Source organism: Streptosporangium sp. NPDC002524, from assembly GCF_040295985.1.
In the GTDB taxonomy this organism is placed as follows: domain Bacteria; phylum Actinomycetota; class Actinomycetes; order Streptosporangiales; family Streptosporangiaceae; genus Streptosporangium.
Map to the genome: position 1 here is coordinate 104,783 of NZ_JBEOWK010000013.1, position 25,749 is coordinate 130,531.

22 protein-coding genes and 1 tRNA gene are annotated in these 25,749 nt (G+C 71.4%); 13 read left to right on the forward strand and 10 right to left on the reverse strand.

The window, feature by feature from the left end:
- Positions 1 to 7: 7 nt before the first annotated feature.
- Positions 8 to 1,675, reverse strand: a complete 1,668-nt coding sequence (ctaD, locus tag ABT053_RS23055) for an aa3-type cytochrome oxidase subunit I (RefSeq protein WP_350971420.1) — start codon at positions 1,673 to 1,675, stop codon at positions 8 to 10.
- Positions 1,676 to 2,190: 515 nt separating this feature from the next.
- On the opposite strand from ctaD, the gene ABT053_RS23060 reads away from it, so the two are divergent.
- The 3 genes from ABT053_RS23060 (at position 2,191) to ABT053_RS23070 (ending at position 5,995) form a co-directional block, all read left to right on the forward strand.
- On the forward strand, positions 2,191 to 3,612 hold the full coding sequence (locus ABT053_RS23060; RefSeq protein ID WP_350971164.1) for an NAD(P)/FAD-dependent oxidoreductase: 1,422 nt from the start codon (positions 2,191 to 2,193) through the stop codon (positions 3,610 to 3,612).
- Positions 3,613 to 3,700: 88 nt separating this feature from the next.
- Positions 3,701 to 4,669: an LLM class F420-dependent oxidoreductase gene (locus tag ABT053_RS23065; protein WP_350971165.1), complete on the forward strand. Its 969-nt coding sequence runs from the start codon at positions 3,701 to 3,703 to the stop codon at positions 4,667 to 4,669.
- Positions 4,670 to 4,846: 177 nt separating this feature from the next.
- Positions 4,847 to 5,995 (forward strand): NAD(P)/FAD-dependent oxidoreductase, encoded by a 1,149-nt coding sequence (locus ABT053_RS23070; protein WP_350971167.1) that lies wholly within the window; start codon positions 4,847 to 4,849, stop codon positions 5,993 to 5,995.
- A 126-nt stretch (positions 5,996 to 6,121) separates the two neighbouring features.
- Here the strand turns inward: ABT053_RS23070 and ABT053_RS23075 are convergent, their stop codons facing one another.
- The gene (locus ABT053_RS23075) at positions 6,122 to 6,991 is read right to left on the reverse strand and encodes an SIS domain-containing protein (RefSeq protein WP_350971168.1); all 870 of its coding nucleotides are present in this window, start codon (positions 6,989 to 6,991) and stop codon (positions 6,122 to 6,124) included.
- A 54-nt stretch (positions 6,992 to 7,045) separates the two neighbouring features.
- Here ABT053_RS23075 and ABT053_RS23080 point away from each other — a divergent pair, with 54 nt between their 5' ends.
- Complete coding sequence (locus tag ABT053_RS23080; RefSeq protein WP_350971169.1) at positions 7,046 to 7,273, forward strand: DeoR/GlpR family DNA-binding transcription regulator; 228 nt, start codon at positions 7,046 to 7,048, stop codon at positions 7,271 to 7,273.
- Positions 7,274 to 7,287: 14 nt separating this feature from the next.
- Here the strand turns inward: ABT053_RS23080 and ABT053_RS23085 are convergent, their stop codons facing one another.
- From ABT053_RS23085 to ABT053_RS23095, 3 genes are all read right to left on the reverse strand, one after another.
- Complete coding sequence (locus ABT053_RS23085) at positions 7,288 to 7,869, reverse strand: P-loop nucleotide/nucleoside kinase family protein (RefSeq protein WP_350971171.1); 582 nt, start codon at positions 7,867 to 7,869, stop codon at positions 7,288 to 7,290.
- An 86-nt stretch (positions 7,870 to 7,955) separates the two neighbouring features.
- Positions 7,956 to 8,582, reverse strand: a complete 627-nt coding sequence (locus ABT053_RS23090) for a class I SAM-dependent methyltransferase (RefSeq protein ID WP_350971173.1) — start codon at positions 8,580 to 8,582, stop codon at positions 7,956 to 7,958.
- A 252-nt stretch (positions 8,583 to 8,834) separates the two neighbouring features.
- Positions 8,835 to 9,716, reverse strand: a complete 882-nt coding sequence (locus tag ABT053_RS23095) for an SDR family NAD(P)-dependent oxidoreductase (protein ID WP_350971175.1) — start codon at positions 9,714 to 9,716, stop codon at positions 8,835 to 8,837.
- A gap of 85 nt (positions 9,717 to 9,801) precedes the next feature.
- Here ABT053_RS23095 and ABT053_RS23100 point away from each other — a divergent pair, with 85 nt between their 5' ends.
- On the forward strand, positions 9,802 to 10,392 hold the full coding sequence (locus tag ABT053_RS23100) for a TetR family transcriptional regulator (protein WP_350971177.1): 591 nt from the start codon (positions 9,802 to 9,804) through the stop codon (positions 10,390 to 10,392).
- A gap of 202 nt (positions 10,393 to 10,594) precedes the next feature.
- Here ABT053_RS23100 and ABT053_RS23105 read toward each other — a convergent pair whose 3' ends face one another.
- Together ABT053_RS23105 and ABT053_RS23110 are read right to left on the reverse strand one after the other, a co-directional pair.
- On the reverse strand, positions 10,595 to 11,284 hold the full coding sequence (locus tag ABT053_RS23105; RefSeq protein ID WP_350971179.1) for a response regulator: 690 nt from the start codon (positions 11,282 to 11,284) through the stop codon (positions 10,595 to 10,597).
- A complete protein-coding gene (locus ABT053_RS23110) occupies positions 11,281 to 12,390 on the reverse strand; it encodes a sensor histidine kinase (RefSeq protein WP_350971181.1) in 1,110 nt (369 codons plus the stop codon). The genes ABT053_RS23105 and ABT053_RS23110 overlap by 4 nt, the downstream gene beginning before the upstream one ends.
- Positions 12,391 to 13,322: 932 nt before the next feature.
- Here ABT053_RS23110 and ABT053_RS23115 point away from each other — a divergent pair.
- From ABT053_RS23115 to ABT053_RS23130, 4 genes are read left to right on the forward strand one after another with little or no spacing between them, the layout of a single operon-like run.
- Positions 13,323 to 14,213, forward strand: coding sequence for an ABC transporter ATP-binding protein (locus tag ABT053_RS23115; RefSeq protein WP_350971182.1), 891 nt, complete (start codon positions 13,323 to 13,325; stop codon positions 14,211 to 14,213).
- Positions 14,210 to 15,277 carry an ABC-2 membrane transporter-related protein gene (locus tag ABT053_RS23120; protein WP_350971184.1) on the forward strand — a complete coding sequence of 356 codons (1,068 nt, stop codon included), beginning with the start codon at positions 14,210 to 14,212 and terminating at the stop codon, positions 15,275 to 15,277. Before ABT053_RS23115 ends, ABT053_RS23120 begins: the two co-directional genes overlap by 4 nt.
- Positions 15,274 to 16,809, forward strand: a complete 1,536-nt coding sequence (locus ABT053_RS23125; protein WP_350971185.1) for a S41 family peptidase — start codon at positions 15,274 to 15,276, stop codon at positions 16,807 to 16,809. The genes ABT053_RS23120 and ABT053_RS23125 overlap by 4 nt, the downstream gene beginning before the upstream one ends.
- Positions 16,810 to 16,820: 11 nt before the next feature.
- On the forward strand, positions 16,821 to 17,972 hold the full coding sequence (locus ABT053_RS23130; RefSeq protein ID WP_350971187.1) for an alpha/beta hydrolase family protein: 1,152 nt from the start codon (positions 16,821 to 16,823) through the stop codon (positions 17,970 to 17,972).
- 222 nt (positions 17,973 to 18,194) lie between these two features.
- Here the strand turns inward: ABT053_RS23130 and ABT053_RS23135 are convergent.
- Both ABT053_RS23135 and ABT053_RS23140 read right to left on the reverse strand, forming a co-directional pair.
- Positions 18,195 to 18,266 (reverse strand) — tRNA-Arg (locus tag ABT053_RS23135).
- 330 nt (positions 18,267 to 18,596) lie between these two features.
- Complete coding sequence (locus ABT053_RS23140) at positions 18,597 to 19,016, reverse strand: C40 family peptidase (protein WP_350971189.1); 420 nt, start codon at positions 19,014 to 19,016, stop codon at positions 18,597 to 18,599.
- Between the two features lie 803 nt (positions 19,017 to 19,819).
- On the opposite strand from ABT053_RS23140, the gene ABT053_RS23145 reads away from it, so the two are divergent.
- The 3 genes from ABT053_RS23145 (at position 19,820) to ABT053_RS23155 (ending at position 21,923) form a co-directional block, all read left to right on the forward strand.
- Positions 19,820 to 20,089 (forward strand): hypothetical protein, encoded by a 270-nt coding sequence (locus ABT053_RS23145; protein WP_350971191.1) that lies wholly within the window; start codon positions 19,820 to 19,822, stop codon positions 20,087 to 20,089.
- A gap of 3 nt (positions 20,090 to 20,092) precedes the next feature.
- A complete protein-coding gene (locus ABT053_RS23150) occupies positions 20,093 to 21,094 on the forward strand; it encodes a serine hydrolase domain-containing protein (RefSeq protein ID WP_350971193.1) in 1,002 nt (333 codons plus the stop codon).
- Positions 21,095 to 21,542: 448 nt separating this feature from the next.
- Positions 21,543 to 21,923 carry a response regulator transcription factor gene (locus tag ABT053_RS23155; RefSeq protein WP_350971421.1) on the forward strand — a complete coding sequence of 127 codons (381 nt, stop codon included), beginning with the start codon at positions 21,543 to 21,545 and terminating at the stop codon, positions 21,921 to 21,923.
- 203 nt (positions 21,924 to 22,126) lie between these two features.
- On the opposite strand, the gene ABT053_RS23160 is transcribed toward ABT053_RS23155, so the two are convergent.
- Positions 22,127 to 24,940: a helix-turn-helix transcriptional regulator gene (locus ABT053_RS23160; protein WP_350971195.1), complete on the reverse strand. Its 2,814-nt coding sequence runs from the start codon at positions 24,938 to 24,940 to the stop codon at positions 22,127 to 22,129.
- A gap of 119 nt (positions 24,941 to 25,059) precedes the next feature.
- On the opposite strand from ABT053_RS23160, the gene ABT053_RS23165 reads away from it, so the two are divergent.
- Positions 25,060 to 25,680 carry a LysE family translocator gene (locus ABT053_RS23165; protein ID WP_350971197.1) on the forward strand — a complete coding sequence of 207 codons (621 nt, stop codon included), beginning with the start codon at positions 25,060 to 25,062 and terminating at the stop codon, positions 25,678 to 25,680.
- The last annotated feature ends 69 nt before the right edge of the window (positions 25,681 to 25,749 follow it).

The following is a 25,749-nucleotide window of genomic DNA, read 5'->3' on the forward strand; positions in this document are numbered from 1 at the left end:
CCGGCCGTCAGATCTCCTCGTTGAGCCCGGCCGCCGGGTCGAGCTGGCGTGGCTGCATCGCCGCCCTCGGGTGGTGCAGGTCGAAGGCCGGACGTTCCGAGCGGATGTTCGGGATCGAGGTGAAGTTGTGCCGGGGCGGCGGGCAGGAGGTGGCCCACTCCAGCGAGTTCCCGAACCCCCACGGGTCGTCCACCGTCACGCGTGGGGCGTGGCGCGCGGTGCGCCAGAGGTTGTAGATGAACGGCAGTGTGGAGGCGCCCAGCAGGAAGGCCCCGATCGACGAGATCAGGTTGAGGCCGGTGAACCCGTCGTACGCGCTGTAGTCGGCGTAGCGGCGCGGCATGCCGTGCGCGCCCAGCAGGTGCTGGACGAAGAAGGTGGTGTGGAAGCCGATGAACAGCGTCCAGAAGTGCCACTTGCCCAGCTTCTCGTTCAGCATCTTGCCGGTCATCTTCGGCCACCAGAAGTAGAAGCCCGCGAACATCGCGAACACCACGGTGCCGAAGACCACGTAGTGGAAGTGCGCGACCACGAAGTACGAGTCGGTCACGTGGAAGTCCAGCGGCGGGGAGGCCATGATCACCCCGGTCAGCCCGCCGAGCAGGAACGTCACCAGGAACCCGAGCGCGAACAGCATCGGCGTGTGGAACGACAGGTGCCCGCGCCACATCGTGCCGACCCAGTTGAAGAACTTCACCCCCGTCGGGATCGCGATCAGGAACGACATGAAGGAGAAGAACGGCAGCAGCACCTGGCCGGTGGCGAACATGTGGTGCGCCCACACCGTCATCGACAGGCCCGCGATGGCGATCGTCGCGCCGACCAGGCCGATGTAGCCGAAGATCGGCTTGCGGCTGAAGACCGGGATCACCTCGGTGATGATGCCGAAGAAGGGCAGCGCGATGATGTAGACCTCGGGATGGCCGAAGAACCAGAACAGGTGCTGCCAGAGCAGCGCTCCCCCGGTCTGCGCGTCGAAGACGCGGGCGTCGAACCGGCGGTCGGCCAGCAGGACGAGCAGCGCGGCGGCCAGCACCGGGAAGGCCATCAGCACCAGCACGCCGGTGAGCAGCGTGTTCCAGGTGAAGATCGGCATGCGGAACATCGTCATCCCGGGGGCCCGCATGCAGATGATCGTGGTGATGAAGTTCACCGACCCCAGGATCGTGCCGAGCCCGGACATCGCCAGGCCCACGATCCACAGGTCGCCGCCGAGCTGCGGGGAGTAGGTCGCGGTGGAGAGCGGAGGGTATCCCGTCCAGCCGAAGTCGGCGGCGCCCCCCTCGGTGATGAGGCCGAAGAACACGATGGTCCCGCCGAACAGGAACAGCCAGAAGCTCACCATGTTGAGCCGGGGGAAGGCAACGTCGGGCGCCCCGATCTGCAGCGGCATGACCACGTTGGCGAACCCGGCGAACAGCGGCGTGGCGAACAGCAGCAGCATGAGGGTGCCGTGCATGGTGAACAGCTGGTTGTACTGCTCCTGGGTCACCACCTGCAGCTGAGGGTGGGCGAGCTCCGCCCGGATGACCATGGCCATCAGCCCGGCGAGCATGAAGAAGACGAACGAGGTGATCAGGTACATGTAGCCGATGACCTTGTGGTCCGTGCTCGTGAGCCAGCGTACGACGATCGAGCCCGGCGCCTTCCCGCGCGGTGCCAGCGGTGAGGTCAGCGGCTCCTCGCGCGACTTCTCGAAGGTCGTCACGACCCACCCCCTTCGAACCGGCTCGCCCCCGAACCGGACCGTTCTCGCGACCGGCCCGTCCCCGCGAGCGGCCCACCCACGAACCGGACCTCCCGCCGAACCGGGCCGTTCTCGAACCGGACCGTCCGCGAACGAACCGTTCTCGAACCGAACCATCCACGAAACCGTCCACGAACCGGACCGTTCTCGAACCGGCGCGGCATCCGATTCCCACCGCCTTCCCCCGGCCATCCCCGCGGAAAGCGGCTCCCACTCGCCCGCGCCGTCATCTTGCCCGCGCGATGACCTGGCGATTAATCCCTCTTGTCCGCCTTCTGGCGATCCTCGCCCCACCGGCCGGCATCACCGGCCCAGCCCGGACCGTACGCGGCATAAGGGCAACATCGGACGGCCCGTCGTGCTTGACCCGGGGGCAGACAGGGCACGCCGCTGGAAACGGAGTACGGAAACGGAGTACGGAGAGCACGGAAAGGAACGACGTCATGGTCCAGCGACAACGAGTCGTCGTGATCGGAGGAGGGTTCGCGGGTTTCACCGTGGTCCGTACCCTCTCCCGGATCGCGAAGGGCGCGATCGAGATCGTCCTGATCAATCCGACCGACTACTTCCTCTACCTGCCGCTGCTGCCGGAGGTCGCGTCGGGCATCCTCGACCCGCGCAAGGTGGCGGTCTCGCTGGCGGGCGACCATCCCGGGGTACGGCACCTGCTCGCCACGGTGGACACCGTCGACGTCGAGGCGCGCCGCGTGAAGTGCACCGACACCGAGGGCAACCACCGCGAGCTGGGCTACGACCGCCTGGTGGTCGCGGTCGGCAGCGTCAACAAGCTGCTCCCCGTCCCGGGCGTCGCCGAGTACGCCCACGGCTTCCGCAGCATCGCCGAGGCCCTCTACCTGCGTGATCACCTGATCCGCCAGATCGAGCTCGCCGACGCGTCCGACGACCCCGAGGAGCGCAGGGCCCGGTGCACGTTCGTGGTCGTGGGCGCCGGGTACACCGGGACCGAGGTGGCGGCCCAGGGCCAGCTGTTCACCCGCGACCTCCGCGGGCGGCGGCCGGGGCTGCGCGGCCAGCCGGTGCGCTGGATCCTCGCCGACGTCGCCCCGCGCATCCTCCCCGAGCTCGACGAGCGCCTGTCCCGGACCGCGCACCGGACGCTGTCCGAGCGCGGCGTGGAGATCCGCACCGGCACGAGCGTGGCCGAGGCGACGGCGGAGGGGGTCAAGCTCTCCGACGGGGAGTTCGTGGCGACCAGGTCCCTGATCTGGTGCGTCGGGGTGCGTCCCGACCCGATGGTGGAGTCCCTGGGGCTGCCGACCGAGAAGGGGCGCCTGCTCGTCGACGAGTACCTCAAGGTGCCGGGCCACCCCGAGATCTTCGCCTGCGGCGACGCGGCCGCCGTTCCCGACCTCACCCGGCCGGGCGAGTACGCGGCGATGACCGCCCAGCACGCCAGCCGCCAGGGCAAGCGCGCCGCCCGCAACATCGCCGCCTCCTACGGCCACGGGGAGCTCCAGCCGTACAAGCACCACGACCTGGGGTTCGTCGTCGACCTGGGCGGGACCGGCGCCGCCGCGAACCCGCTGGGCGTGCCGCTGTCGGGCATGCTCGCCAAGGCGGTCACCCGGGGCTACCACCTGCTCGCCATCCCGCGCAACCGGGCGCGCATCGCGGGAAGCTGGTTGCTGGACCTCGTCGTGCCCCGCCAGACCGTCCAGCTGAACCTGGTCCGCGGCCCGGCGGTCCCGCTCACCCAGGCCACCCCCGAGCACCCCCACGGCCCGGGAGAGGACCCGCCGAAGACGAACGCCTCGCGGAAGGCGGGCGCGTCCCCGAAGGCGGGGGCGTCGAAGGCGGGAGCCTCGTCGAAGGCGGGCAACTCCTCGAAGGCAGACGATTCGTAAAAGGCCGTAATTCGTAAAATTCATAAAGTGCGGCGAGATTTTCGGCTCTCCCGGCGATGCTTCCAGGGAGCCGGGTAGGGGGCGGGGTATGGCAGCAAAGATCGGTTACACGATGATGTGCGAGCAGACGCCCGCCAGGCAGCTGGTCAAGGACGTCACCACCGCCGAGCAGGTCGGTTTCGACTACGCGGTCATCTCCGACCACTACTTCCCCTGGCTGGAGGAGATGGGTCACTCCCCGTACGCCTGGTCGGTGCTCGGCGCGGCGGCGCAGGCCACCCGGCGACTCCCCCTGATGACGTACGTGACCTGCCCGATCATGCGGTACCACCCGGCCGTGGTGGCGCAGAAGGCGGCGACCATGGGCGTGCTGAGCGAGGGCCGCTTCACGCTGGGCCTGGGCGCCGGGGAGAACCTCAACGAGCACGTGACAGGCCAGGGCTGGCCCTCGGCCGACACCCGGCACGGGATGTTCCGCGAGGCCGTGCAGATCATCAGGGAACTCTTCGAGGGCGGGTACGTCACCTACCGAGGCGAGTTCTTCGACGTCGACTCGGCCAAGCTGTTCGACCTGCCCGACGAGCCCGTCCCGCTGGCGATCGCCGCCTCGGGCGGCCAGTCGGGGAGGATCGCCGCAGAGCACGGCGACGCGCTGGTCGCGGTCGACCCCGACCCGGAGCTGGTACGCCTGTTCTCCGGGGAGGGCGGCACGGGCAAGCCCGTCTACGGCCAGCTCGCCATCTGCTACGACACCGACGTGGAGGCCGCCAAGGAGCGGGCACACCGGCTGTGGCGCTGGTCGCTGGCCGGGTGGAAGGTCATGGCCGAGCTTCCCGGACCCGTCAACTTCGCCGCCTCCGCCCAGACCGTGCGGCCCGAGGACGTCGCGGCGAAGGTGCCGTGCGGCCCCGACGTGGACGCCGTGGTGGAGGCGGTACGCGCCTACACCGACGCCGGTTTCACCCACGTCGCCCTGGTCCAGATCGGCCACGAGCACCAGGACTCCTTCTTCGACTGGTCCGAGAAGGAACTGCTCCCCGCCCTGAGCAACCTCTAGCCTTCGCCCGGCGTGGGTCACGGACCCGTCCGGGACGAGTCACGGGAGGGCCGGGACCACGACACGCGCCCGGGACGGCGGACCCCACCCGCCGCCCACGCCCCTCGCCTCCCTTCACCTCACCTCACCTCACCTCGGCAGAGGTTCCCCCGGGACGTACGGGGAAGGCTCACCGGGGTGGATGACGTCTGGGATCTGGTGGTCGTCGGCGGCGGGCCCGCGGGGGCCGCCGCGGCCCTGCGGGCGAGGCAGCTCAGGCCCGAGGCGCGGGTCCTCCTGCTCGACAGGGCCGACTTCCCGCGCGACAAGGCCTGTGGCGACGGCATCGCCGCCCACGGGCGCGACGAGCTCGCCCTGCTGGGCGTCCCCGACCTCATCGCCGACTACAGGCCGACGCAGCGCCTGGCGGTGGTCTCCCCCGGTGGCGCGCGCGTCTCGGCCACCTCCGCCCGGCCCAACCACGTCGTGCCCCGCAAGGTCTTCGACGCCCGCCTCGTCGACGCCGCCCGCGCCCGGGGCGTCGAGGTCCGCCGCCACCAGGTCCGCGCGCTCGCCGTCCTCGGCGATCACGTCGTCCTCGACGGCACCGTCACCGCCCGCGCCGTCGTCGCCGCGGACGGGGCCAACTCGACCGTACGGCGCCTCATCGGCATCTCCCCCTCCCCCGAGAGGCACACCGCGATCGCCGTGCGCGGCTACGCCGACGTGGACGCCGACGACGACGTCCAGTCCATCTTCATGCAGCGGGACGGCTGGCCCGCGTACGCGTGGTCGTTCCCGATCGGCGACGGCACCGCCAACGTCGGCTACGGCATGCTCCTGCCCCGGCTGCACGCCACCGGCCTGCCGGGGAAGGAGGTGCTGCACGGACGGCTCGCCGAGCTGCTGCCCCACGTGCACGCCCGTGACCTGCGCGCCCACCACCTGCCCCTGTCCCCCGGCCGTCCGAGGCCGGGTTCCGGGCGGGTGATGCTCGCCGGTGACGCCGCCGGTCTCATCAACCCGCTCACGGGCGAGGGCATCTTCTACGCGCTGGTCTCCGGCCGGCTCGCCGGGGAGGCCGCGGTCCAGGCGGCGGGCGACCCGCTGCCCGCGTACCGGCGCGGGCTGGGGAAGGCCCTCGGGCGGCACCTGCGCACCACCGACGTGCTCGCCCTCGCCTCCCAGTCACCCGGTTTCATCGACGCCGCGATCGACACCGCCGCCCGCCGCAAGGAGGTGTTCGACCTGCTGGTCGACGTGGGACTCGGCGCGGGCACGGTGCCCGTGCCCCTGGCGCTGGCCGTGGCCCGCCGCTGGCTCCTGAACACCGTCCGGCGACGCTGACCACGGCCCCGGCGGCCGCCGGCGACACGTCCGGCGCCGGTCCGGCTCGTTGAGGATCGTGGCGTCGCCGTCCGCGACCGCGGTCACGGTTCCGGCGGGAGCCGCCCGCCGGCGGCTCGCCCATGACTACCGGAGGATCACCGAGCGGGTCAGGTTGCGCGGGCTGTCCGGGTCGAGGCCGCGCGAGCGGGCCAGCTCCACCGCGAGCCGCTGGGCCCGGATCAGGTCGGCCAGCGGGTCGAGGGCGGTGGCCGTGGTCAGTGCCCCGGTGCGGGCGACGTCGTCGAGCAGCTCCTCCTCGCCGCCGAGGAACCACACCAGGCTGTTCTCGTCGGCGACGCTGATCGGCCCGTGCCGGTACTCCATCGCGGGATACGCCTCCGACCAGGCCAGCGCGGCCTCCCTGAGCTTCAGGGCCGCCTCCTGGGCCAGGCCGTTGGTCCAGCCGCTTCCCAGGAAGGTGAACCGCCGCCGCGATAGCGCCCCCTCGGGGAGCGGCGTGGCGAGCGCGGCCTCGGCCTGGGCCGCGAGGTCGGCGGGGGCCTCCCCGAGGTGCGCGCGGAGCAGGGCGAGCCCGCTGGTGGCGAACCGGGTCTGCACCACGGAGCGCTCGTCGGCGAACTCCAGCGCGACCACCGTCCCGGCCAGGCCGGTCACCGGGGTCGCGGGGTCGGCGGTGACGGCGACCGTCGGGACGTCTCCGGCCGCTTCGAGGGCGCGCAGCACCTCCGTCGTGGTCCCGGACCTGGTGATCGCCATCAGCCGGTCGTAGCGGCGCGCGGGCAGCTCGGAGGCGGGGAACGCGTCGGTCTCCCCCTGCCCCGACCGCTCGCGCAGGACCGCGTAGGCCTGCGCCATGTAGAGCGAGGTGCCGCAGCCGATCACCGCGACGCGCTCGCCCGCCCGCGGCAGGCCCGCCGGGTTCGCCGCGCCGAGATCCAGCGCCCGCCGCCAGCACGCGGGCTGACTGGCGATCTCCCGCAGGACGTACGTCACGTGCGCCTCCTCGTGAGTGCTTGTTCATGCTTGCGACCTGCCATATTCGAGCATGTGCGAGCAACGGTAACCGTTGCGACGCTCGATACGCTTCGCGGAACGGCACGGGCCGGGACCGCCCACCGGGTGGTCGTCGTGGCCGACTCCTCCAAGCTCGGCGCGCGGGCGTTCGCCAGGATCTGCCCCTGCGAGGACATCGACGTCCTCGTCACCGACGGCGACGCCCCCGCCGTGACGGTCCGGCGCTTCGCGGAGGCCGGGATCGAGGTCGTCCAGGCCTGAGGGTCCCGGGGCGGTCAGGCCTCGCCGGGCGTCGAGGCCGTCGTCGCCCGCCCGCAGCCGGTGGCGGTGATGCGTCCGGCGAGCGCCCGCACGTCGACCGGCCTCGTCGTGTCGACACGGTGGACGGCTCCCAGGCCGAGCGGCTCGGCGACCCGCTCCCAGAAGCGCCACTCCTCGTCGGAGGAGCCGCCGCTCCCGGCGTGCACGGCGTGCCGGCCGGCGGCCCGCGCGACGAAGCGGGCGCGGGCGACCTCCGGCGGCACGTCGCACCAGACCTCGTGCACCACGGTCACCTCCGCGCGCCGGAGCCCCTCCGCGACGACGGGACGCAGATGGGCCAGCCACGGGCTCTCCAGGACGGCCCTGCCACGGGCGTCGGCCAGCAACGTCCACAGGGTCTCGGAGGCGGCGCGGCCGAGGACCCGGCTCCACTCCCCGGGCGCGCAGTCCTTCGGCCGCACCGCGCCCATCGTCTCGGCCAGCGACTCCTTCACGGAGTCCTTGCTGAACAGCGGAAGCCTCAACTCGTCGGCCAGCGCTCGTGCGAGCGTCGTCTTACCCGCTCCCGGCAACCCGTTGACCAGCACAGCGACCATGATCCGACCCTAACGCCCGCGGGCGCCTCACCATCGACGTACCGGCGAGGCCCCGTGTCGTGAACGGACGGAAAGCCAGGAGCGGGTCACGGCCGGACCGCCAGCACCCGGAAGCTGACACCGCGCGTCATCCGGGACACCGACTCGATCCGGAACCCGGCCCGCTCCAGGAACGGCCGGGGGTCGCGGGTGAGATGGTCGGCCTCGAACCGCACGAGCGCCGGCTCCACCAACCGCATCCCGGCCCGGATGAGCCGGTTGCTCGACGGCCCGTGCTCGGCCAGCACGAACCGCCCGCCCGGCCTGAGCACGCGGTACGCCTCACGCGCCGCGGCCACCGGGTCCGGGATGGTGCACATCGTGAACGTGGACAGCACGGTGTCCGCGAGGCCGTCGGGCAGGTCCAGGCGCTGCACGTCGCCCTGCCGCAACTCCACCCGCTCCCCCAGGCCCTCCCGCGCCACCCGCCGCCGCGCCAGCTCCAGCATCCGCTCGGACAGCTCGATCCCGACCACCGTGACGCCGGCGTCGTACAGCGGCAGGTTGAGCCCGGTGCCGACCGCGATCTCCACGGTACGGCCGCGCGCCTGCCCGACGGCCCACTCCCGGCTCCCCGGGAACAGGCGCCGCTCCCAGACCCGCATCTGGTCGTCGTAGCGATCCGCCATCCGGTCGAACACCCGCCGCACGTCGGCGTCCGTGGTGGTACGCATCGAGCACCCCTTCCGAAACGGAAACCCCGCACAGTCGTCCCGCCGCCGTGAGACGGCGAAGGACCACCCTCACCGAGGCGAGGACCGCACCCGAGGCGACGGCCGCGTCCACGGCCATCCCGCCGAGACCCCGCCCGCCCGTGTCACGCCCCGCCACCTCGGCCGGATGCCGGGTCCCCCTGTAACGAACCGCTCCCCGATACCGTTCCGGCGGCCCGGCATCCGTCCGCCCGCCTGTCACGCGTCAGAAGCTCACCACGCCACATCCACACCGCCCAGTCGTTCGCACAGCTCCCAGACCGCCCTGCGGTTGCGCTCGTCCCGGACGGAGGCCGGCCACGGCGTCGGCTCGCCGTCGGTGCCGAAGTACGTCCCGTTCACCCCCTCCACCTCGGCGCTCGACGCGAGCCGGAGGCTGGATCGCGCGGGCCTCGCCAGGTCCGCCAGCAGAACCGGCCCGAGCAGCCGGATCAGGGGGACGAGGGGACGGTAGACCAGCGGGAACGCCCGCATGGGCGTGGCCCTGTTGCCCGGCGTGTAGGCGTGCCCGGGATAGGCCACGTTGACCGTCACGCCGGTGCCCGCGACCCGCTCCGCGAACACGTGGCTCATCGCCATCATGATGACCTTCGTGTGGTTGTACTGGGTGAACGTCCAGCCGAGGTATCTCCTCTCGCCCTGGAGGTTGTCCAGGTCGATCGGCCCGCGCGGGATGCCGCCGGTGATGTTGACGACCCGCGCGGGGGCGGCGGCGCGGAGCAGGGGCGTCAGCAGGCGCGTGAGGGTGAACGGCGCGAGGACGTTCGCCGCGAACGCGGTTTCGACACCGTCCACGGTCAGCTCGCGCCGCGCCATGTTCACGCCGACGTTGTTGATCAGTACGTGCAGCCCGTCGTATCGCTCCGCCGCCTGTCCCGCCAGCCGGTGGAGATCCTCCTGACGGGTGACGTCCGCCGTGAGCGCGTCGATCCGCCGGTTGCCGGTGTCGCGTCTGAGCTCGTCGGCGGCCGTCTCGGCCCGGCCCGGATCCCGTCCCACGAGGACGACGTGGGCGCCGAGCCGTGCCAGCCCTCGTGCCGTCTCCTTGCCGATCCCACCGGTGCCGCCGGTCACCAGGACCCTCTTACCGCGCACGTCTCCTCCTCGTTCGGCCCCTGACGCAAGAGTATGTCACTCGGTGACACTAAAGGCATTCAATGACCCAAGTAAACTCGGGTGCATGGATGGACTGCGCGAACGCACCCGGCAGGCGATGCGTGACGAGCTCGCGAAACTGGCCCTGCGCATGTTCGCCGACCGCGGCTTCGACGAGACCACCGTGGACGACATCGCCCGGGCCGCGGGAATGTCGAAGCGGACCTTCTTCCGCTACTTCCCGTCCAAGGAGGACGTGATCTTCGGCGGGGTGGACGACCTGGGCGAGCAGGTGGCGGAGGAGATCCGGGCCCGCCCCGCCGGCGAGGATCCGTGGGAGTCCCTGCGCGTCGTCCTCGGCCGCTGGGAGCGGCGGATCCACGCGTCCCAGCGGGAACTGGCCGACCTCCGGCTGATCGAGTCGACCCCGTCCCTGCGGGCGCGGACGCACCAGAGGCGGGACCGGCTGCGTCAGCAGGTCGCCGACGCGCTGCGCGGCCGTCCCGGCTCCGGGCTCGACGCCTTCACGGCGGACCTGCTCACCAACGCGGCGGGAGCCGCCCTGGACACCGTCTCCCGGGAGTGGCTCCGCTCCGACGGCACCGCGGACCGCGCCGCCCTGGTCGACCGCGCGTTCGCCCTGCTGAAACCGGACCTCGGCGACACCGTCAGGTGAACCGCGCCGGAACACACCGGCCCCCCGGGAGCACGCGGATCCGCGAGGACGGGCTTCTCCCCCCGGGCGCGCCCCTCCTCGCCGGGCGTGTTCCCCGCCCGGCCGCCGCGACGGCGCGGTGGACGAACCGCGATGGCGGCGGGTGGGCGCCGTCGCGCACCGGACGGGTACGGGGACGCGCGGGCCCGGGAGGTGTCGTCCGTCAGCCGGTGCCGCCGGGAGAGGTGAGGCCGGTCTCGTAGGCGACCACCACGGCCTGGACACGGTCGCGCAGGCCGAGCTTGGACAGGATGCGCGCGACGTGGGTCTTCACCGTGGCCACGCTGAGGTTCAGCCGGTCGGCGAGCTCGGTGTTGCTCAGCCCGGTGGCGAGCAGCCGCAGCACGTCCAGCTCCCGGGGCGTCAGCCGGGACAGGTCCCGGTGGAGGGCGGGCCTCACGTCGTCGCGGCGGGCGAAACGCTCGACCAGGCGGCGGGTGATGGTGGGCGCGAGCAGGGCGTCGCCGGAACGCACCAGGCGTACCGCGGCCACCAGGTGCTCGGGGGTGACGTCCTTGAGCAGGAACCCGCTCGCCCCCGCGGCGAGCGCGGCGTACACGTAGTGGTCGAGGTCGTAGGTGGTCAGGATCAGCACGCGGGTGTCCCCCGCGCCGCTCGAACCGCCCGCTCCACCCGCGAGGATTCGCCGGGTGGCCTCCAGGCCGTCCATCCGCGGCATCCGGATGTCCATGAGCACGACGTCGGGCCTGGTACGGCGGACCGCGGCGACGGCCTCCTCCCCGTCGGCGGCCTCGGCCGCCACCTCGATCCCGTCGGCCGCGAGGATCATGCGGAATCCCGTGCGTACCAGCGCCTGGTCGTCGGCGATGACGGCGCGCAACCGCTCGGTCATGTCATCCTCCACGGGACGCTGGCCCTGATCCGGAATCCGCCCCCGGCCGTCTGCCCCGCGTCCAGGGTCCCGCCGTAGACGGCGAGCCGCTCGCGCAACCCGATCAGCCCCCTGCCGTCGCCGCTCCGCGGCCCGGCGCCCCGCGACCCGCCGGTGTCGGTCACCTCGATCTCCAGCCGGTCGCCGTCGTGACCGATCGTCACGGACGCGGCGGCCCCGGCCGCGTGCTTGATCGTGTTGGTGAGGGCCTCCTGTACGACGCGGTAGGCGGCGAGGTCGACCCCGGGAGGCAGCGGTCCGGGCCGCGCCACCTCGACGCTCACCGGCACGCCGGCCGCGCGGACCCGTTCCACCAGGGCGTCGAGCTGGTCGAGGCCGGGTTGGGGTTCGAGCCCGTCGGAGGGCCCGTCGAGGCGCTCGCCACCCGGACCGGCGAGCAGGCCCATGACGTTGCGCAGTTCGGCCATGGCGGCCCGGCCGCCGGACTCGATCGCGAGCAAGGCCTGCCTCGACTGCTCCGGCTCCACGTCCATGACCTTGCGGGCCGCACCGGCCTGGATCACCATCACGCTGACATTGTGGGTCACCACGTCGTGGAGTTCGGCGGCGATCCGGGAGCGCTCCTCCGCGACGGCCCTGCGCATGGCGTCCTCCTGCGCCTGCTGCAGCTCGGCGAACCGATGCCTGCTGGCTCCCAGCTGCCGCCGCCAGAAACGGACGAAACTCCCGAAGACTCCGGCGCTCAGCAGGACGACGAACGGCCCCATCCAGTTCGGCAACTCGGGCGCGACGTCCCGGAAGGCACTACCGGCGAGCCCGGCCGCGAGCACGAGACCCCCCATCGCCAGGAACCGGTTACGGCCGTGCACGACGGCACCGTACGCGGTGACAGCGCAGGCCAGCACGGTGATCCAGGTCGCGGCGTCGTGTGTGGCCTGCGCCGCCAGCAGCACCACCCAGAAGGCGATGAGCGGATACCGGCGCCGCACCGCCAGCGGCAACGTCGTCAACGCCACCACCAGCACGGACGGCTCGTCATGGCCCGAGCGCCGACCCGGCACGCTGCCGGACGGACCGCCGGACAGGTCGTCAGACAGGTCTCCCAACAGGTCACCGGACGGGTCGCCGGACAGGTCTCCCGACAGGTCGCCTGACGGGTCACCGGAGAGCGGGGACAGGCCGCCGACCGGGAGGCCAGGAGGTGACGGAAGGCCGGGAGGTGACGGGAGGCCAGGAGGTGACAGGTGGCCGGGAGGCGACGAGTGGCCGGGCGAGGAACCGGGAGCCGCCGGGTGATCGGGAATCTCAGGAAGATCAGGAAGCTCCGGGAAATCGGGGATCTCCGGGCGATCAGGGATCTCGGGGCGATCAGGGATCTCCGGAAGGTCGGGGATCTCCGGAAGGTCGGGAAGCGGCTGCGGGGGCAGAGCGGTGGGCCGGAGCCGCAGGTACTCGATCACTTCGGGCTGATCCGCGACGGGGCCGGTCACCGGATATCTCACCGATACGGTGACCGCGACGACCGTCAGGACGAGCGCGATCACCACATCGGCGGCGAATGCTCCGCGAGACGGCCTCGGGGGTCCGTCGCCCCCCGGCCCCGGCGTGTCCCGGACGCCGCGCCGGGCCGGGTGGTCCTCGTCCAGCCGGCCGCCCAGGTCGAGCACATGCCGCCACCATCGCGGTCGTTCACCGGTTTCCACCAGCACATTCTCACGCCTGCCCGTCCGTCCCGCATCGGCCGTTGTGACGGGGACTCACGGTCTCGGGGAGTACATCGCGGGGATGACCCGGCGGCCCTTCGTCCTCGGGAGGTACGCGATCTCGGCAGGACGGCCGACGCGCACCGGCGAGGGCGGCTCCTAGTTTCGTTCCCGCCACCACACCACTCTGGCCCACCCCCTCACCCCGAACCCCGACCCCGCCTCCAACCCCGAACCTCGCCCTCGACCCCGAATCTCGACCTCGAATCTCGACGAGAGCGCCGAAGCGCTATTCATGATCACCTTTCGGACCACGCATATCAGGAGGACGCAGCGTGACCGCTGTCCTGGAAGCCCAGGCACTGGGCAGGAAATACGGCAGGCGCTGGGCGCTGCGCGAGTGCACCGTCGACATCCCGGCGGGCCACGTCGTGGGGCTGGTGGGCCCCAACGGGGCCGGTAAGACCACGTTGCTGAAGCTGGCCGGTGGCCAGCTGGAGCCGTCGGCGGGCGGCATCACCGTGCTGGGCGGGCGGCCCGGGGGCACGCCCGCACAGCTGGCCAGGGTCGGGTTCGTCGCCCAGGACACCCCCGTCTACGCGGGACTGACCGTCGCCGAACACCTGCGGCTCGGCGCCCGCCTCAACCCCCGCTGGGACGCCGCGATGGCACGGGAGCGCGTCGAACGGCTCGGCCTCGTCCCTGCCCAGCGGGCGGGCAAGCTGTCGGGCGGTCAGCGCGCCCAGCTCGCCCTCACCCTGGGCCTGGCCAAACGCCCCGAACTCCTCATCCTGGACGAACCGGTCGCCGCACTCGACCCGCTGGCCCGCCGCGAGTTCCTGCAGGGGCTGATGGAGGCCACCGCCGAGCACGAGCTGAGCGTGCTGCTCTCCTCCCACCTGGTCTCCGACCTGGAGAAGGTCTGCGACTACCTGATCGTCCTCGTCGACTCCCGCGTACGGATGGCCGGGAAGGTCGACCGGTTACTCGCCACCCACCACCGGCTCACCGGCCCGCGCCGCGACCCCGACCGCCTCCCCGCCGACCAGCACGTCGTCTCCGCCAGCCACACCGAGCGACAGAGCACGTACGTGGTCCGTACCGACACCCCGATCCTCGACCCCGCCTGGACGGTCACCGAGCCCAGCCTGGAGGACCTCGTCCTGGCCTACATGGAAGAACCCACCGCCGAGAACCGGCGAGCCGCCCTGGAGGCGCAACGATGATCTGGCTCACCTGGCGCCAGTTCCGCGGCTCGGCCGCGATGATGGCCGCCGTCCTCGTGGTTCTCACCGCCGTCCTGGCCCTGACCGGGCCTGACCTGGCCTCCGGCTACGCCGCCGGGATCGCCGACTGCACCCCGGACAACACCTGCCTCGACTTCTTCGACCGGTTCTTCGGCGAGTACGACCTCCTCTTCCTCGCCCTCACTCTCGTCGTGCTGCTCCTGCCCGCCCTCGTCGGGCTCTTCTGGGGGGCACCGCTGATCACCCGCGAACTGGAGGCGGGCACGCACCTGCTGGTGTGGAACCAGAGCGTCACCCGTGGCCGCTGGCTGGCGGTCAAGCTCGGGCTCACCGGCCTGGCGGCCATGGCCGCGGCCTGCGTATGCGGCCTCGCGGTGACCTGGTGGTCCGCCCCACTCGACAGGTCGGCCGTTCCGGAAATGGCGCAGATGGCTCCCGTGGTGTTCGGCGCGCGCGGCATCGTCCCGATGGGGTACGCGGCCTTCGCCTTCGTCCTGGGCGTGACCGTCGGCATGCTGGTGCGCCGCACGCTGCCCGCCATGGCCCTCACCCTGGCCGTCTTCGCCGCGATCCAGATCGCCATGCCGCTACTGGTACGGCCCCATCTGATGCCCCCGGTCGCCGGGACCTTCGAGCTCGGCCGGGAGAACATGGACGGCCTCGGCGCGCCGAGAGGCGGATCCCTGCAGATCTTCCTGAGGACGTCGGCCGTTCCCGGCCACCCGGGCGCCTGGGTCCTGTCCAGCAAGCTGGTCGATCCGTCCGGCCGTACGCTCTCCGGCGGAGACGGAAGTTCGGGCCCGTCGTCGACGATCGTGCGGGCCGTCCCGATCTCCACGACGTCGGGACCCTGCTCACCGCAGGGACTCCCCGCGGGGGGATGCATAGCCGAGATCAACCGGCTGGGTTACCGGCAGCAGGCGACCTACCAGCCCCTGGAACGCTTCTGGCCCTTCCAATGGATCGAGACCGGCATCTACGCCCTGTTCACTGTCGGCCTCACCTGGTTCTCCTTCTGGTGGATCCGAAGGCGCCTGTCATGACCACCACCAAGACCCCGAAGGCACCTGTCACGACCGCTGCCAAGGTCCCGAAGGCATTAGTCACAACTGCCGCCAAGACTCCGCGACTGCCTGCCGTGACCACCGCCGCCAGGACCACCGCCCTCAAGACCGCCGCCGCCGGGCTCGCCCTTCTCCTGGTGGCGGCCTGCACCGCGCCGACACCGCCACGCGTCCAGGCGAGCGCGGCGGGGGCAACGGTCTGCGCCCGCCCCCAAGGCCCACCCGGGATGGAGACGGCCACCACGATCGACGTGATCGAGCAGGCCTACTTCTGCATCCTCGGCACCTACTACAGCGGCGCCACCCTGGACGCCCGCGCCCTACTACACGCCGGATTCGTCGCCCTCACCCAAGAGCTCAACCGCAACGGACGCGACCTACCCGAAGCGACCATGCCCGCGCTGACCGGTGACCGCAAAACCGACTGGGCCGCCTTCGAGGCCGTCTACCGAAAGGTCACCGACCAGGTCCCCGATCTGCGCGACCGGTTGGCCGACGTCACCCTTGAAGTCATCGTGGCCGCCCTCGACGACAACCACGCCCGCTGGGCGCACGACGTCAAACGCCACCCCGACTCCTACGACGACGACGGCTACGGCCTGGGCCTCGCCGCGAACATCACCGGCCCCCAAGCCGACACCAACCCCGGCACCGCCCTTGCCCCGCTGTTCGTCACCACCGTCCACGGCGGCGCCGCGAAAACCGCCGGCCTACGCCCCGGCGACATCATCGAAGCAGTCAACGGCTCGGCGCCCTTCATCGACGGCACCGCTACCCCCGCGATCGCCACCCTCTACCCGCAATACCCGGAGGCACGGCCGGTGCGGCTGCGGCTGCTACGACAGAGCACCGGCCACCGCTGGAACGCCACCCTCAAGCCCGGCCTGTTCCAACGCGACTTAACCACCCTGCAAGTGGTGCAATCGAAGCTGGTGGACCACGACGTGGCCTATGTGCGGATAAGCGGATTCGCCCCCGACTCCGCCAACCGGGTGTTCAAAGCCGTCTCCCGGCTGCGCACCGGCCGGATGCTGTCCGGGGTCGTGCTGGACCTGCGCGGCAACGGCGGCGGCAGCCCCACCGAAGCGATCCGGCTCCTGAGCGCGTTCGCCCACGGCAAGAACACCGCCTACCAATGCACCGCCGACGCCCGATGCGAAGCCTCCCCCACCGACGACACCGTCGAACTGCTCGGCCTGCCACTGGTCGTACTCACCGACCGCGGCTGCGCCTCAGCCTGCGAACACTTCAGCTCCGCGATCAAAGACCTGCACGCCGGACAGCTGGTGGGCACCAGGACCGCCGGCCTCATCTCCGGCCCGGCCCAGCCCTACCTCCTCACCAACAACACCCTCCTGAGCTTCCCCGACCGACACCACCTCGGACCCGACCGCGAAGTGATCGACCGCATCGGCGTACCACCCCACCACCACATCCCCCTCACCCCCAAAGACGCCGCCACCGGACACGACCCCGCCCTGGCCAAGGCCCTGACCCTGCTGCACAAATGAACGGACCCCCCATGAGACAGCTCCTGGCCGCCGTCGCGGGACTGGTCATCCTGGCCGCGTCCGCCTGCTCCGCCCCCACACCCCCCAGAGCCGACGCCCCGCAGGTAAAACCGACCGGTCCCATCACCCTGCCAACCCCCACCGGCCCCCACCCGATCGGCACCACCACCCTGCACCTGACCGACACCTCCCGCCCCGACCCCTGGAACCCCGACATCGACGCCAGAGAGCTCAAGGTCACCCTGTGGTACCCGACCAGACAGCGCGACGGGCAACGCTCGCTCTACATGACAGCCAAGGAAGCGGAACTCCTCCTGAAAGACTCCGGGCTCTCGACCGCGCCGTACGACACGCTGAGCAGGACACGAACCAACGCCGTCAAGGACGCCGCCCCCTCCGGGCGCAAGCTTCCGCTGGTGGTACTCTCCCCCGGGTTCACCAAACCGATGAGCACGCTCACCTCACTGGCCGAGGACCTGGCCAGCCGAGGGTATGTCGTGGCCGGGATCGACCACACCTACGAAAGCTACGCCACCACCCTGTCCGACGGCCGGATCGCGGAATGCCTGGCCTGCGACAGCAACACCGACCCCGGCTTCGGCACCGGGCTGGTCCAGGGCCGCGCCGCCGACGTCTCCTTCGTCCTTGACGAGCTGCCGTCGAAATGGGACGGCTCCGGCCTGATCGACCGTTCCCGGATCGCGATGGTGGGCCAGTCGATCGGCGGGGCCGCCGCCATAGCGACCATGGTCAAAGACCCCCGCATACGTGCCGGGATCGACATGGACGGCACCGGCTATGCCCGGATCCCCAAGAGCGGCCTCTCCCGGCCATTCATGTTCCTGGGCTCGCGAGAGCATGTCCCGGGCGGCCGCGACACCTCATGGGACCGCGACTGGAAGCTGCTGACCGGGTGGAAACGCTGGCTCGTCCTGACGGACGCCGAACACCAGTCCTTCACCGACATCCCGCTGCTGGCGAGCGTCCTCGGCCTCGAACCTCTTCCCGGCATGCTGCCCGCGGCCCGTGGCTCCGAGCTCACCCGCACCTACGTGGCGGCCTTCCTCGACCGGCACCTGAAATCGCGGACGCAGCCTCTCCTGGAGGGGCCGTCGTCACGCCACCCCGAGGTCACGTTCTGCTCCGCGACCTGCCGATCCTGAGATCCCGCGCATCCTGGAAACCGTCGGAGGAGGTCGAAGACCGCCTGCCGGAGGGGCGAGAGTGGCGGCTGTCAGGTCCCAACCAGGTCCATGATCAGCATGCGTCTGCTACATGATCATGAGCACACCCTCGCCGTCGGCGGCACGGGATGGCACACCCGGGAACGCAAAAGGACCCGCGTTTCCGCGGGTCCTAGTGCATCTCGCGATGCTGATCGAGGGTGCCCCCTGCAAGATTCGAACTTGCGCTCCCGGCTCCGGAGGCCGGTGCTCTATCCCCTGAGCTAAGGGGGCCAACGCGTGATTACATTACCAGCATCCTGAGGGAAACCGACACTCGGTTAGGGAAGCAAGTGATCTCCGGAGCAGGGCCGGGGCGACGGGAGAGCCGAGGGTGAAAGGCTATCGAGACGGCTGAGCGCCGACGGGACGGACGGGCTCGCGCCGCGCGGGACGGGACACCACCGGACGCGGCGCCGCCAGACGGGGTCAGAACGGCGCCAGGTAAGGCGGTCAGCGGGGCTGGACGGGTCGGCGCGAGACGAGCTGGGTCAACAGGAGTGGGCGGTCAGGCGCGGGATGAGACGGATCAGCCGGGGGCGGGTCAGGTCAAAGTGAGGTAGGTCAGCGGGGGGTGGGGCGGACGGCGCCTCGGTAGCGGGAGAGGTAGTAGGGCGAGGCGGCGAAATCGGCTGTCCTGACGACGTCGCCGGTCTTGGGGGCGTGGACCATTACGCCGTCTTTGACGTAGACGCCCACGTGGGTAGGGTCTCCGGTGCCTCCGCCGAAGAAGACCAGGTCTCCCGGGCGGAGCCGGGAAAAGGGCACTCGACGGCCCTGCTTGAACTGAGTGCCGGTGTAGTGGGTGAGCCTGGCCCCGGCCTTGGCCCAGGCGTGCAGGGCGAGCCCCGAGCAGTCGAAGCCCCCACCGGTCGGCCCCGCACTCGAACCGCCGCCCCATACGTATGGCTTGCCGACCTGCCGGAGCGCCGTGTCAGCCGCGATCCGGCCCCGCAGGGCCAGGGCGCTTTCGCGTGAGGGCAACCCCCTCCCTCGTGTCCCTCGCGAGGGTGCCGCCCGCCCACCGGAGAGGGTCTTCCCTTGGGAGGACGCCTTACCTCGGGAGGACGCCTTCCCTGGAGAGGAGACCTTCCCTGGCCTGGAGGGCGCTTTTCGTCCCTTAGAGGGGCGCTGAGACCACTTGGCACTCGCCCGCGAGGACTCCGGCCCGGAAAAGGCCCAAGGATCTCCCTGCTCCACTGAAGAAGACGAGCCGGCCCACACATCCGGAATGTCTGAGGGATCCACCGGCCCTCCTGTCTCCAGAGGTCCCACCGTCCTTCCCGTCTTCGGGTTGGAAGGATCGACCGCCCACCCGTCGCCCGCCCCGGAGAGCCATGACGGCCACTCGCCGATCGGGTCCGGAGGTGGGGCCGAGGCCGACGACAAGGCTGGGATCGGGACCGAGGCCGGGAAGGGGCCCTGCGAGGACGTCGATCGGCCGCCGTCCGCGTCCGGAGAGAACGGGGATCGTGGCTCGCAGGCGGCAGCGAGGGCGGCGCGGATCTCCTCCGGCAGCCAGTGAGGGGTGTCGTCCGGCGAGACCGCCGGAGAGAGGGAGAGGAGGCGGCCCCAGGCATCGCAGGCTTCCGGGGAGAGGCGGGGCGCGGGGAACGGGGAGCTTCCCGCGATGGCCGCCGAGAGGATGGTGACGGTGACGAGTGTCGTGATCACGCAAGCCCTCCTTGGGCTCGATGAAGGATCGAGGCCCCAGGATCGGCGTGGGGAGGTGATCACCAATGAGCCGAACAGGGTTCTGTGAATAACCCCGCAGAATGACGCCCCCTGTGGACAACCAGGGATATCCGCACCCAGGAGGGGAACCGGCCCACATCGGCATCGGCATCGGCATCGGCATCGGCATCGGCATCGGCATCGGCATCGGCATCGGCATCGGCACCGGCACCGGCACCGGTCAGAGGCAAAGGTACGGAGGGCAGGCGCGGAGGGGTGGGTACAGGGACACACGCGCGGCACAGGCGCAAGCAGGCCGCCCTTTGGAATGTCCGGTCGTGTCGGCCATGATTGTCGCCGGCACATATGTCAACTATGGTTGACGCATGAGCGACAGGCGGCCAGCAGACTCGTACGGTGACGAAAAACTCGCGGCGCGGCTCCGTGATCTCGTGGGTGACCGGCATCCTGTGATCGCGGTCGCGACGGTCTCGCCCACGGGGACGACGGTGGCGAGTGTGGGCGCGCCCCTGGGCGCGGATTTCGAGATCGGCTCGATCTCGAAGGGGGTCACGGGCCTCCTCTACGCCGACGCGCTCACGCGCGGAGAGATCCGTACGACGTCGACCCTCGGCGAGTTCCTGCGGCTTGACGGGACAGAGGTGGCGGGGGTGACGTTGGCGTCGGTCAGCACGCACCGTTCGGGGTTGCCGGGGCTGCCCAGGTCGGCGGCACCGTGGCGGCGGACTCTCGCACTGTGGCGGCACGGGACGAATCCCTACGGCGAGAGCCTTGAGCAGCTTCTCGTCCAGGCCCAGGGGGTGAGAGTCGGGAGACCTCGGGCCCGATACTCCAACTTCGGGTTCGAGCTGCTCGGCCACGCGATCGCGCACGCGGCTGGGACGAGTTATCGCGACCTCGTCCACAAGCGGATCGCCGGGCCCTTGGGGCTCAGCGTGTTCTACACGCCCTCGAATCCGGACGAGCTGCCGCCCGGCGCGCTCATCGGCAGAAGCAGGTCGGGGCGGGTACGGCAGCCGTGGACGGGTGAGGCGATCGCACCGGCGGGCGGCATCCGGGCGTCGATCGAGGACATGGCGCGCCTGACGTCCGCCCTGCTCGACGGCACGGCCCCCGGCATCGCGGCCCTCGACCCCGTGGCGAACCTCTCCGGGCCGGGGGTGCGCGTCGGCGCCGCGTGGATCACCGTCGAAGTGGACAGGCGCCGCGTCACCTGGCACAACGGCGGCACCGGCGGGTTTCGTACGTGGCTCGGAATCGACCGCGCGGCGGGCACCGGCGTGGTCGTCATGTCAGCGACCTCGGTCTCGGTGGACCGTCACGGCCTCGCCTTGCTGGCCCGACTCACCGGGGAGAAAAACCAATGATCACCGGGCACCGGCCGTCCTGGCTACCCTGGCTGTCGTGACCGGTGTCCGTGACCGACATTCGTCACCGGCGCCCGTGACCACTGTTCGTGACCAACATCTGTGACCGGTGTCCGTGACCAATGTTCGTGGCCAATATCCGTAGCCAACGTCCATGGCCGGTGTCCGTGACCAACGTCCGTGGCTGGCCCGATCGACGTGCGGGACCCGCCTCCCCCACCCCTCCGGCACCCCTGCCCTCTCTGCCGCTTTCCTTCCCTCGGTTGCTTTTCCACCTCTCCGGCCCCTTCCCGTCTCTCCGGCGGCGGGTTCGCCGGGCCCGGAGTTCTCGGGGAAAAGCGGGAGACACCTGCCGTCTCCGAATAGCTGTGCGTACACATCCTCGGAAACCCGCACGGGGGCGAGGGAGAGGAGTTAGCCTCACGCCGTGGGAGAGGTTCTGGGCAGGGTGTTGGTAGTGGATGACGACGACGTCATCCGGCAGCTCATCGCGGTCAACCTGACCCTGGAGGGGTTCCAGGTGGACACGGCCTCCGACGGGCAGGATTGCCTGGACCGGGTGCTGGACGTGATGCCCGACGTCATCACGCTGGACGTCATGATGCCCAGACTGGATGGCTGGATGACCGCCACCAGGCTGCGCAACGGCGCGGGGACCAGCCACATCAAGGTGGTCCTGATCACCGCGCGGGCACAGGAGGACGACAAGCGGCGGGGCCTCGGAATCGGGGTCGACGCCTACCTCACGAAACCCTTCGATCCGGCGGAGCTGATCCAGGTCGTCCGCGAGCTGGCCCTGACCGCGCGCAGCGGCCAGGGCAAGACCTGACCTCACCGGGCGAACGGGACGAGTGCTCGCGGCGTTCGGCCCGGCGAAGCCGCTTCGACCTCACCACGAGGTCAGAGCAGGCCATCCCGGCAGAGCCGCTTCGACCTCACAAGGTCAAAGCAGGGCGTGCTGGCGGAGCCGCTTCGACCTCACCACGAGGTCAGAGCAGACCGTCCCGGCAGAGCCGCATCCATCTCACAGGGTCAGAGCAGGCCGTCGCGGTGGGCGACGGCGGCCGCCTGGGTGCGGGAGGAGACGCCCAGCTTGCCCAGGATGTTGGAGACGTGCACGCTCACCGTCTTCTGCGCGATGAACAGCCGCTCGCCGATCTCGCGGTTGGGCAGGCCCTCGGCCACCAGGGCGAGAACCTCCTGCTCGCGGGAGGTGAGCACGGTCGGCGGCGCGGAGGTGAAGCGCGCCCTGCGCCCCAGCTCCGCCAGGGCCGCGCCGAGCGGCTGGGCGCCCAGTGACTCGGCGGCCTCGACGGCGAGCTTCCACTCTTTCAGGGCCTCGGCACGGTCGCCCTCGGCGAGCAGCGCCTCGGCGAGCCGCCACCGCGAGCGCGCGACCTCGTAGACGAATCCGAAGTCGAAGGCCTCGACCACCGCGCGCCACGCCGCGACCTCGGGGCGGCCGTGCGCGCGGTGCCATTCGGCCTCGGCCCTGGCCAGCCAGGCCAGCCCCTCGGGGCCGAGCGGGCCGCGCCGCACGGAGCCGGGGCCGACGGCGGCGGGCACCCTGGCCCGCTCCAGGAAGGCGTCGGCCTCCTCCGCGCGTCCCAGGTCCGTCAGCGCCCACAGGGCGGTGCTGCTGAGCCGGATCACGGCGGGGTCGTTGGGGAGCAGGGCGTCGAGCCCCGCGCGGGCGTGTTCGAGGGCGGCCTCGGGGTCGCCGTGCCACAGGGCGTGCTCGGCGGCCAGGCCCCGGCTCATGGCGATGACCGTGGTGTCGCCGGGCCAGAAGGACTTCAGCCAGGACAGGCGGTCCTCGACGACGGGAAGGCCCCTGGCCACCTCGACGAAGAGCGCGAAGGACGACAGGAGCGCCTCCGGCGGGGTGCCGACGCGGACGGCGAACCCGGAGGCGACCTTCTCCGCCAGGTCCCACTCCCCCGCGACGTAGTGGATCAGGAGGCGCAGGAAGCGCAGGTCGGTGCCGTAGGTGCTCCAGTTGAGGCCGCTCTCGTGCGCCAGCCGCAGCCCCCGGTCGGTGGTGGTCGCCGCCTCCGCCAGGTCGCCGCTCTCGTACTGGACCCGGGCGTAGGTGAACGTGGCCCGCAGGTCGATGGCGAGGTTGCCCGAGCTCTCGGCGCTCGCGCAGGCGAGCAACTCCTTGGCCCGGGGGATGTCGTCGGCGAGCGCGGCGAGGGCGGCGAGGGTGATCAGCGCGCTGGTCTCCGCGTCGGCGGCGCCGCTCGCGCGGGCCGTCTCCAGGGCGCGGCGGGCCAGGGCCTCGACCTCCCCATGCCGCTCGGTCCAGTAGAGCGAGCGGGCGTAGGTCGCGAGCGAGCGGGCGAGCACCGGCCCCTCCGGCGCCGCCTCGACGGCCGCGTACGCGGCGGCGATCGAGCCCTCGACGTCTTCGGTGTCGATGAGGTAGTACGACAGCCGCTCGTTGATCTCGGCGGACGGCGGGAGGCGCCGGAGCTGGGAGATCGCCCGGTGGTTGTCGCCGCTGTCGGCCGCTGCGGCGGCGCTGCGCGCGGCGAGGGCGACGTGGTCGATCCCGGCGAGCCGCTCGGCGTCGGGAACCCGGTCCCAGAGCCCGAGCGCCCGGTCGAAGTGGTGGTGCGCCTCGGCGGGAGCCCCGAGCCGCTCGGACCTTCGCCCGGCCTCCACGGACGCGGCCAGCGCCCCGGGCAGGTCGTGGCCCGCCAGGTAGTGGTGGGCGAGCTCGGCCGCCGCCCCCTCCCTGGCGGTCAGGAGGCGGGCGAACTCGGCGTGCATCCTGGTGCGCTCGCCGGGCAGCAGGTCGTTGTAGACGACCTCCTGGAGAAGCGCGTGCCGGAAGGCGTAGCCGTACTCCCCGTCGGGGCGGAGCAGGCCGCGCGAGACGATCTCCCGCATGCCCTCCTCGAAGGCGAGGTCGTCGAGGCCCGAGGCCTGCTGGAGCAGGTCGTGGTCGGCCCGGCGGCCCGCGACGGCCGCGCCGCCGAGCACCCGCTGCGCGGGGTCGGAGAGCAGCTCCGCCCGGGAGAGCAGCAGGCCGGCCAGGCCGTCGGGCATCGAGGAGCCCTCGGAGGCGGCGTCCAGCAGCTCCTGGGCGTAGAAGGGGTTGCCCTCGGCCCGGTCGACGACCTTCCGCATCACCCCGGCGTCGGCGCCGCCGAGCGCGGCCAGGTAGTCGGTCATCTCGTGGCGGTCGAGAGGGGCCAGCTCCACCGATGTCACCGAGGGGAGGCGCTTGAGCTCGGCGAGGACCCGGCGCAGCGGGTGGCGGCGGTGGAGGTCGTCGGTGCGGTAGGTGCCGACGAGGCAGACGCGCTCGCTCTGCAGCATCCGGCTGAGGAAGACCAGCAGGTCGCGGGTGGACTGGTCGGCCCAGTGCAGATCCTCCAGGACGAGCAGCACGGGCTGCGCGGACAGGAAGCCGAGCACCGAGCCGAAGAGCTGCTGCTGCGTCAGGCCCGACGTGCTCTCCCTGCCCGGGTCGGTGCCGCCGGGCAGCAGCCTGCCGAGGACCGGCCGCGCGTCGAGCGCCGCGCGCAGCTCCCCGCGTGCCGAACGCAGGGCGTCGGCGAGCGGGAGGTAGGGGAGGGCGTCGCCGAGTTCGGCGCACTGGCCGACGAGAACGGCGAACCCGGCGGCCTCGGCGCGCCCGGCCAGCTCGGTGATCAGGCGGGTCTTGCCGATGCCCGCGTCGCCTCCCACGAGGGCCACCCCGGCCTGCCCCGTGGCCGCGGTGTCGAGCACGGCGGTGAGGCGATCGAGCTCCACCGATCGCCCGATCAGAACACTCCGCGCGCTTTGCCACCCCACGTCGGCGAGTATCGCACGGGGTACCGACGGAATCGACATCCCGGTGACGAGGGCCCATTGGTACCCCCATCAGGGGACGAACATGGACCGATTGGTACACCAAAGGGTCCGCGCATTGGCTCTGACGACGGGGCCCGGGACGACCTTAGGGTCGGGGCATGATCTCGCCGTCCACATTACTGATCTTCTCGCTCGCCTCGCTGGCACTGGTCCTGGTACCGGGCCCGAACCACCTCTACATCATCACCCGCGCCGTCTCGCAGGGCCGGGCCGCCGGTGTGGCGAGCACGTTCGGCATCGAGGTGGGCACGCTGGTGCACATCGCCGCGGCGGCGGCCGGTCTCTCGTACGTGATCGCGCGGTCGGCGACGCTGTTCAACGTGATCAAGTGGGCCGGTGTGGCCTACCTGGTCTATCTGGGCATCCGGGCGCTGACGAGCAGGCAGGAGCTCGCGAGCCGGGAGACCGCTCCGCAGCCGCTTCGGGCGATCTTCTTTGAGGGCGTGGTCGTCAACGTGCTCAACCCCAAGGTGATCCTCTTCTTCCTGGCGTTCCTGCCCCAGTTCGTGGAGCCCGAGGCGGGCGCGGTGCCGCTGCAGATCGCCGTCCTGGGCGGAACCCTGCTGCTCCTGGGCCTGCTCTCCGACCTGATCTACGCCATGGCGGCGGGCGCCATCGGCGGTCGGCTGAGGAGCAGGGCACCCCTGATCGGCCGGTTCAGCGGAGTCGTCTACCTGGGCCTCGGCGTCGCGACCGCCCTCTCCGGCCGCTCCGTCTGAACACGCGAAGCTCCGTCTGAACACGCGAAGCTCCGTCTGAACACGCGAAGCTCCGTCTGAACACGCGAA

What these genes read in the sequence shown, in the direction of transcription:
- ABT053_RS23060 (WP_350971164.1), top strand. Translation starts at nt 2,191, where the DNA reads ATGGTCCAGCGACAACGAGTCGTCGTGATCGGAGGAGGGTTCGCGGGT.
- ABT053_RS23120 (WP_350971184.1), top strand. Translation starts at nt 14,210, where the DNA reads ATGATCTGGCTCACCTGGCGCCAGTTCCGCGGCTCGGCCGCGATGATG.
- ABT053_RS23100 (WP_350971177.1), top strand. Translation starts at nt 9,802, where the DNA reads ATGGATGGACTGCGCGAACGCACCCGGCAGGCGATGCGTGACGAGCTC.
- ABT053_RS23160 (WP_350971195.1), bottom strand. Translation starts at nt 24,940, where the DNA reads ATGTCGATTCCGTCGGTACCCCGTGCGATACTCGCCGACGTGGGGTGG.
- ABT053_RS23065 (WP_350971165.1), top strand. Translation starts at nt 3,701, where the DNA reads ATGGCAGCAAAGATCGGTTACACGATGATGTGCGAGCAGACGCCCGCC.
- ABT053_RS23165 (WP_350971197.1), top strand. Translation starts at nt 25,060, where the DNA reads ATGATCTCGCCGTCCACATTACTGATCTTCTCGCTCGCCTCGCTGGCA.
- ABT053_RS23150 (WP_350971193.1), top strand. Translation starts at nt 20,093, where the DNA reads ATGAGCGACAGGCGGCCAGCAGACTCGTACGGTGACGAAAAACTCGCG.
- ABT053_RS23105 (WP_350971179.1), bottom strand. Translation starts at nt 11,284, where the DNA reads ATGACCGAGCGGTTGCGCGCCGTCATCGCCGACGACCAGGCGCTGGTA.
- ABT053_RS23130 (WP_350971187.1), top strand. Translation starts at nt 16,821, where the DNA reads ATGAGACAGCTCCTGGCCGCCGTCGCGGGACTGGTCATCCTGGCCGCG.
- ABT053_RS23125 (WP_350971185.1), top strand. Translation starts at nt 15,274, where the DNA reads ATGACCACCACCAAGACCCCGAAGGCACCTGTCACGACCGCTGCCAAG.
- ABT053_RS23090 (WP_350971173.1), bottom strand. Translation starts at nt 8,582, where the DNA reads ATGCGTACCACCACGGACGCCGACGTGCGGCGGGTGTTCGACCGGATG.
- ABT053_RS23085 (WP_350971171.1), bottom strand. Translation starts at nt 7,869, where the DNA reads ATGGTCGCTGTGCTGGTCAACGGGTTGCCGGGAGCGGGTAAGACGACG.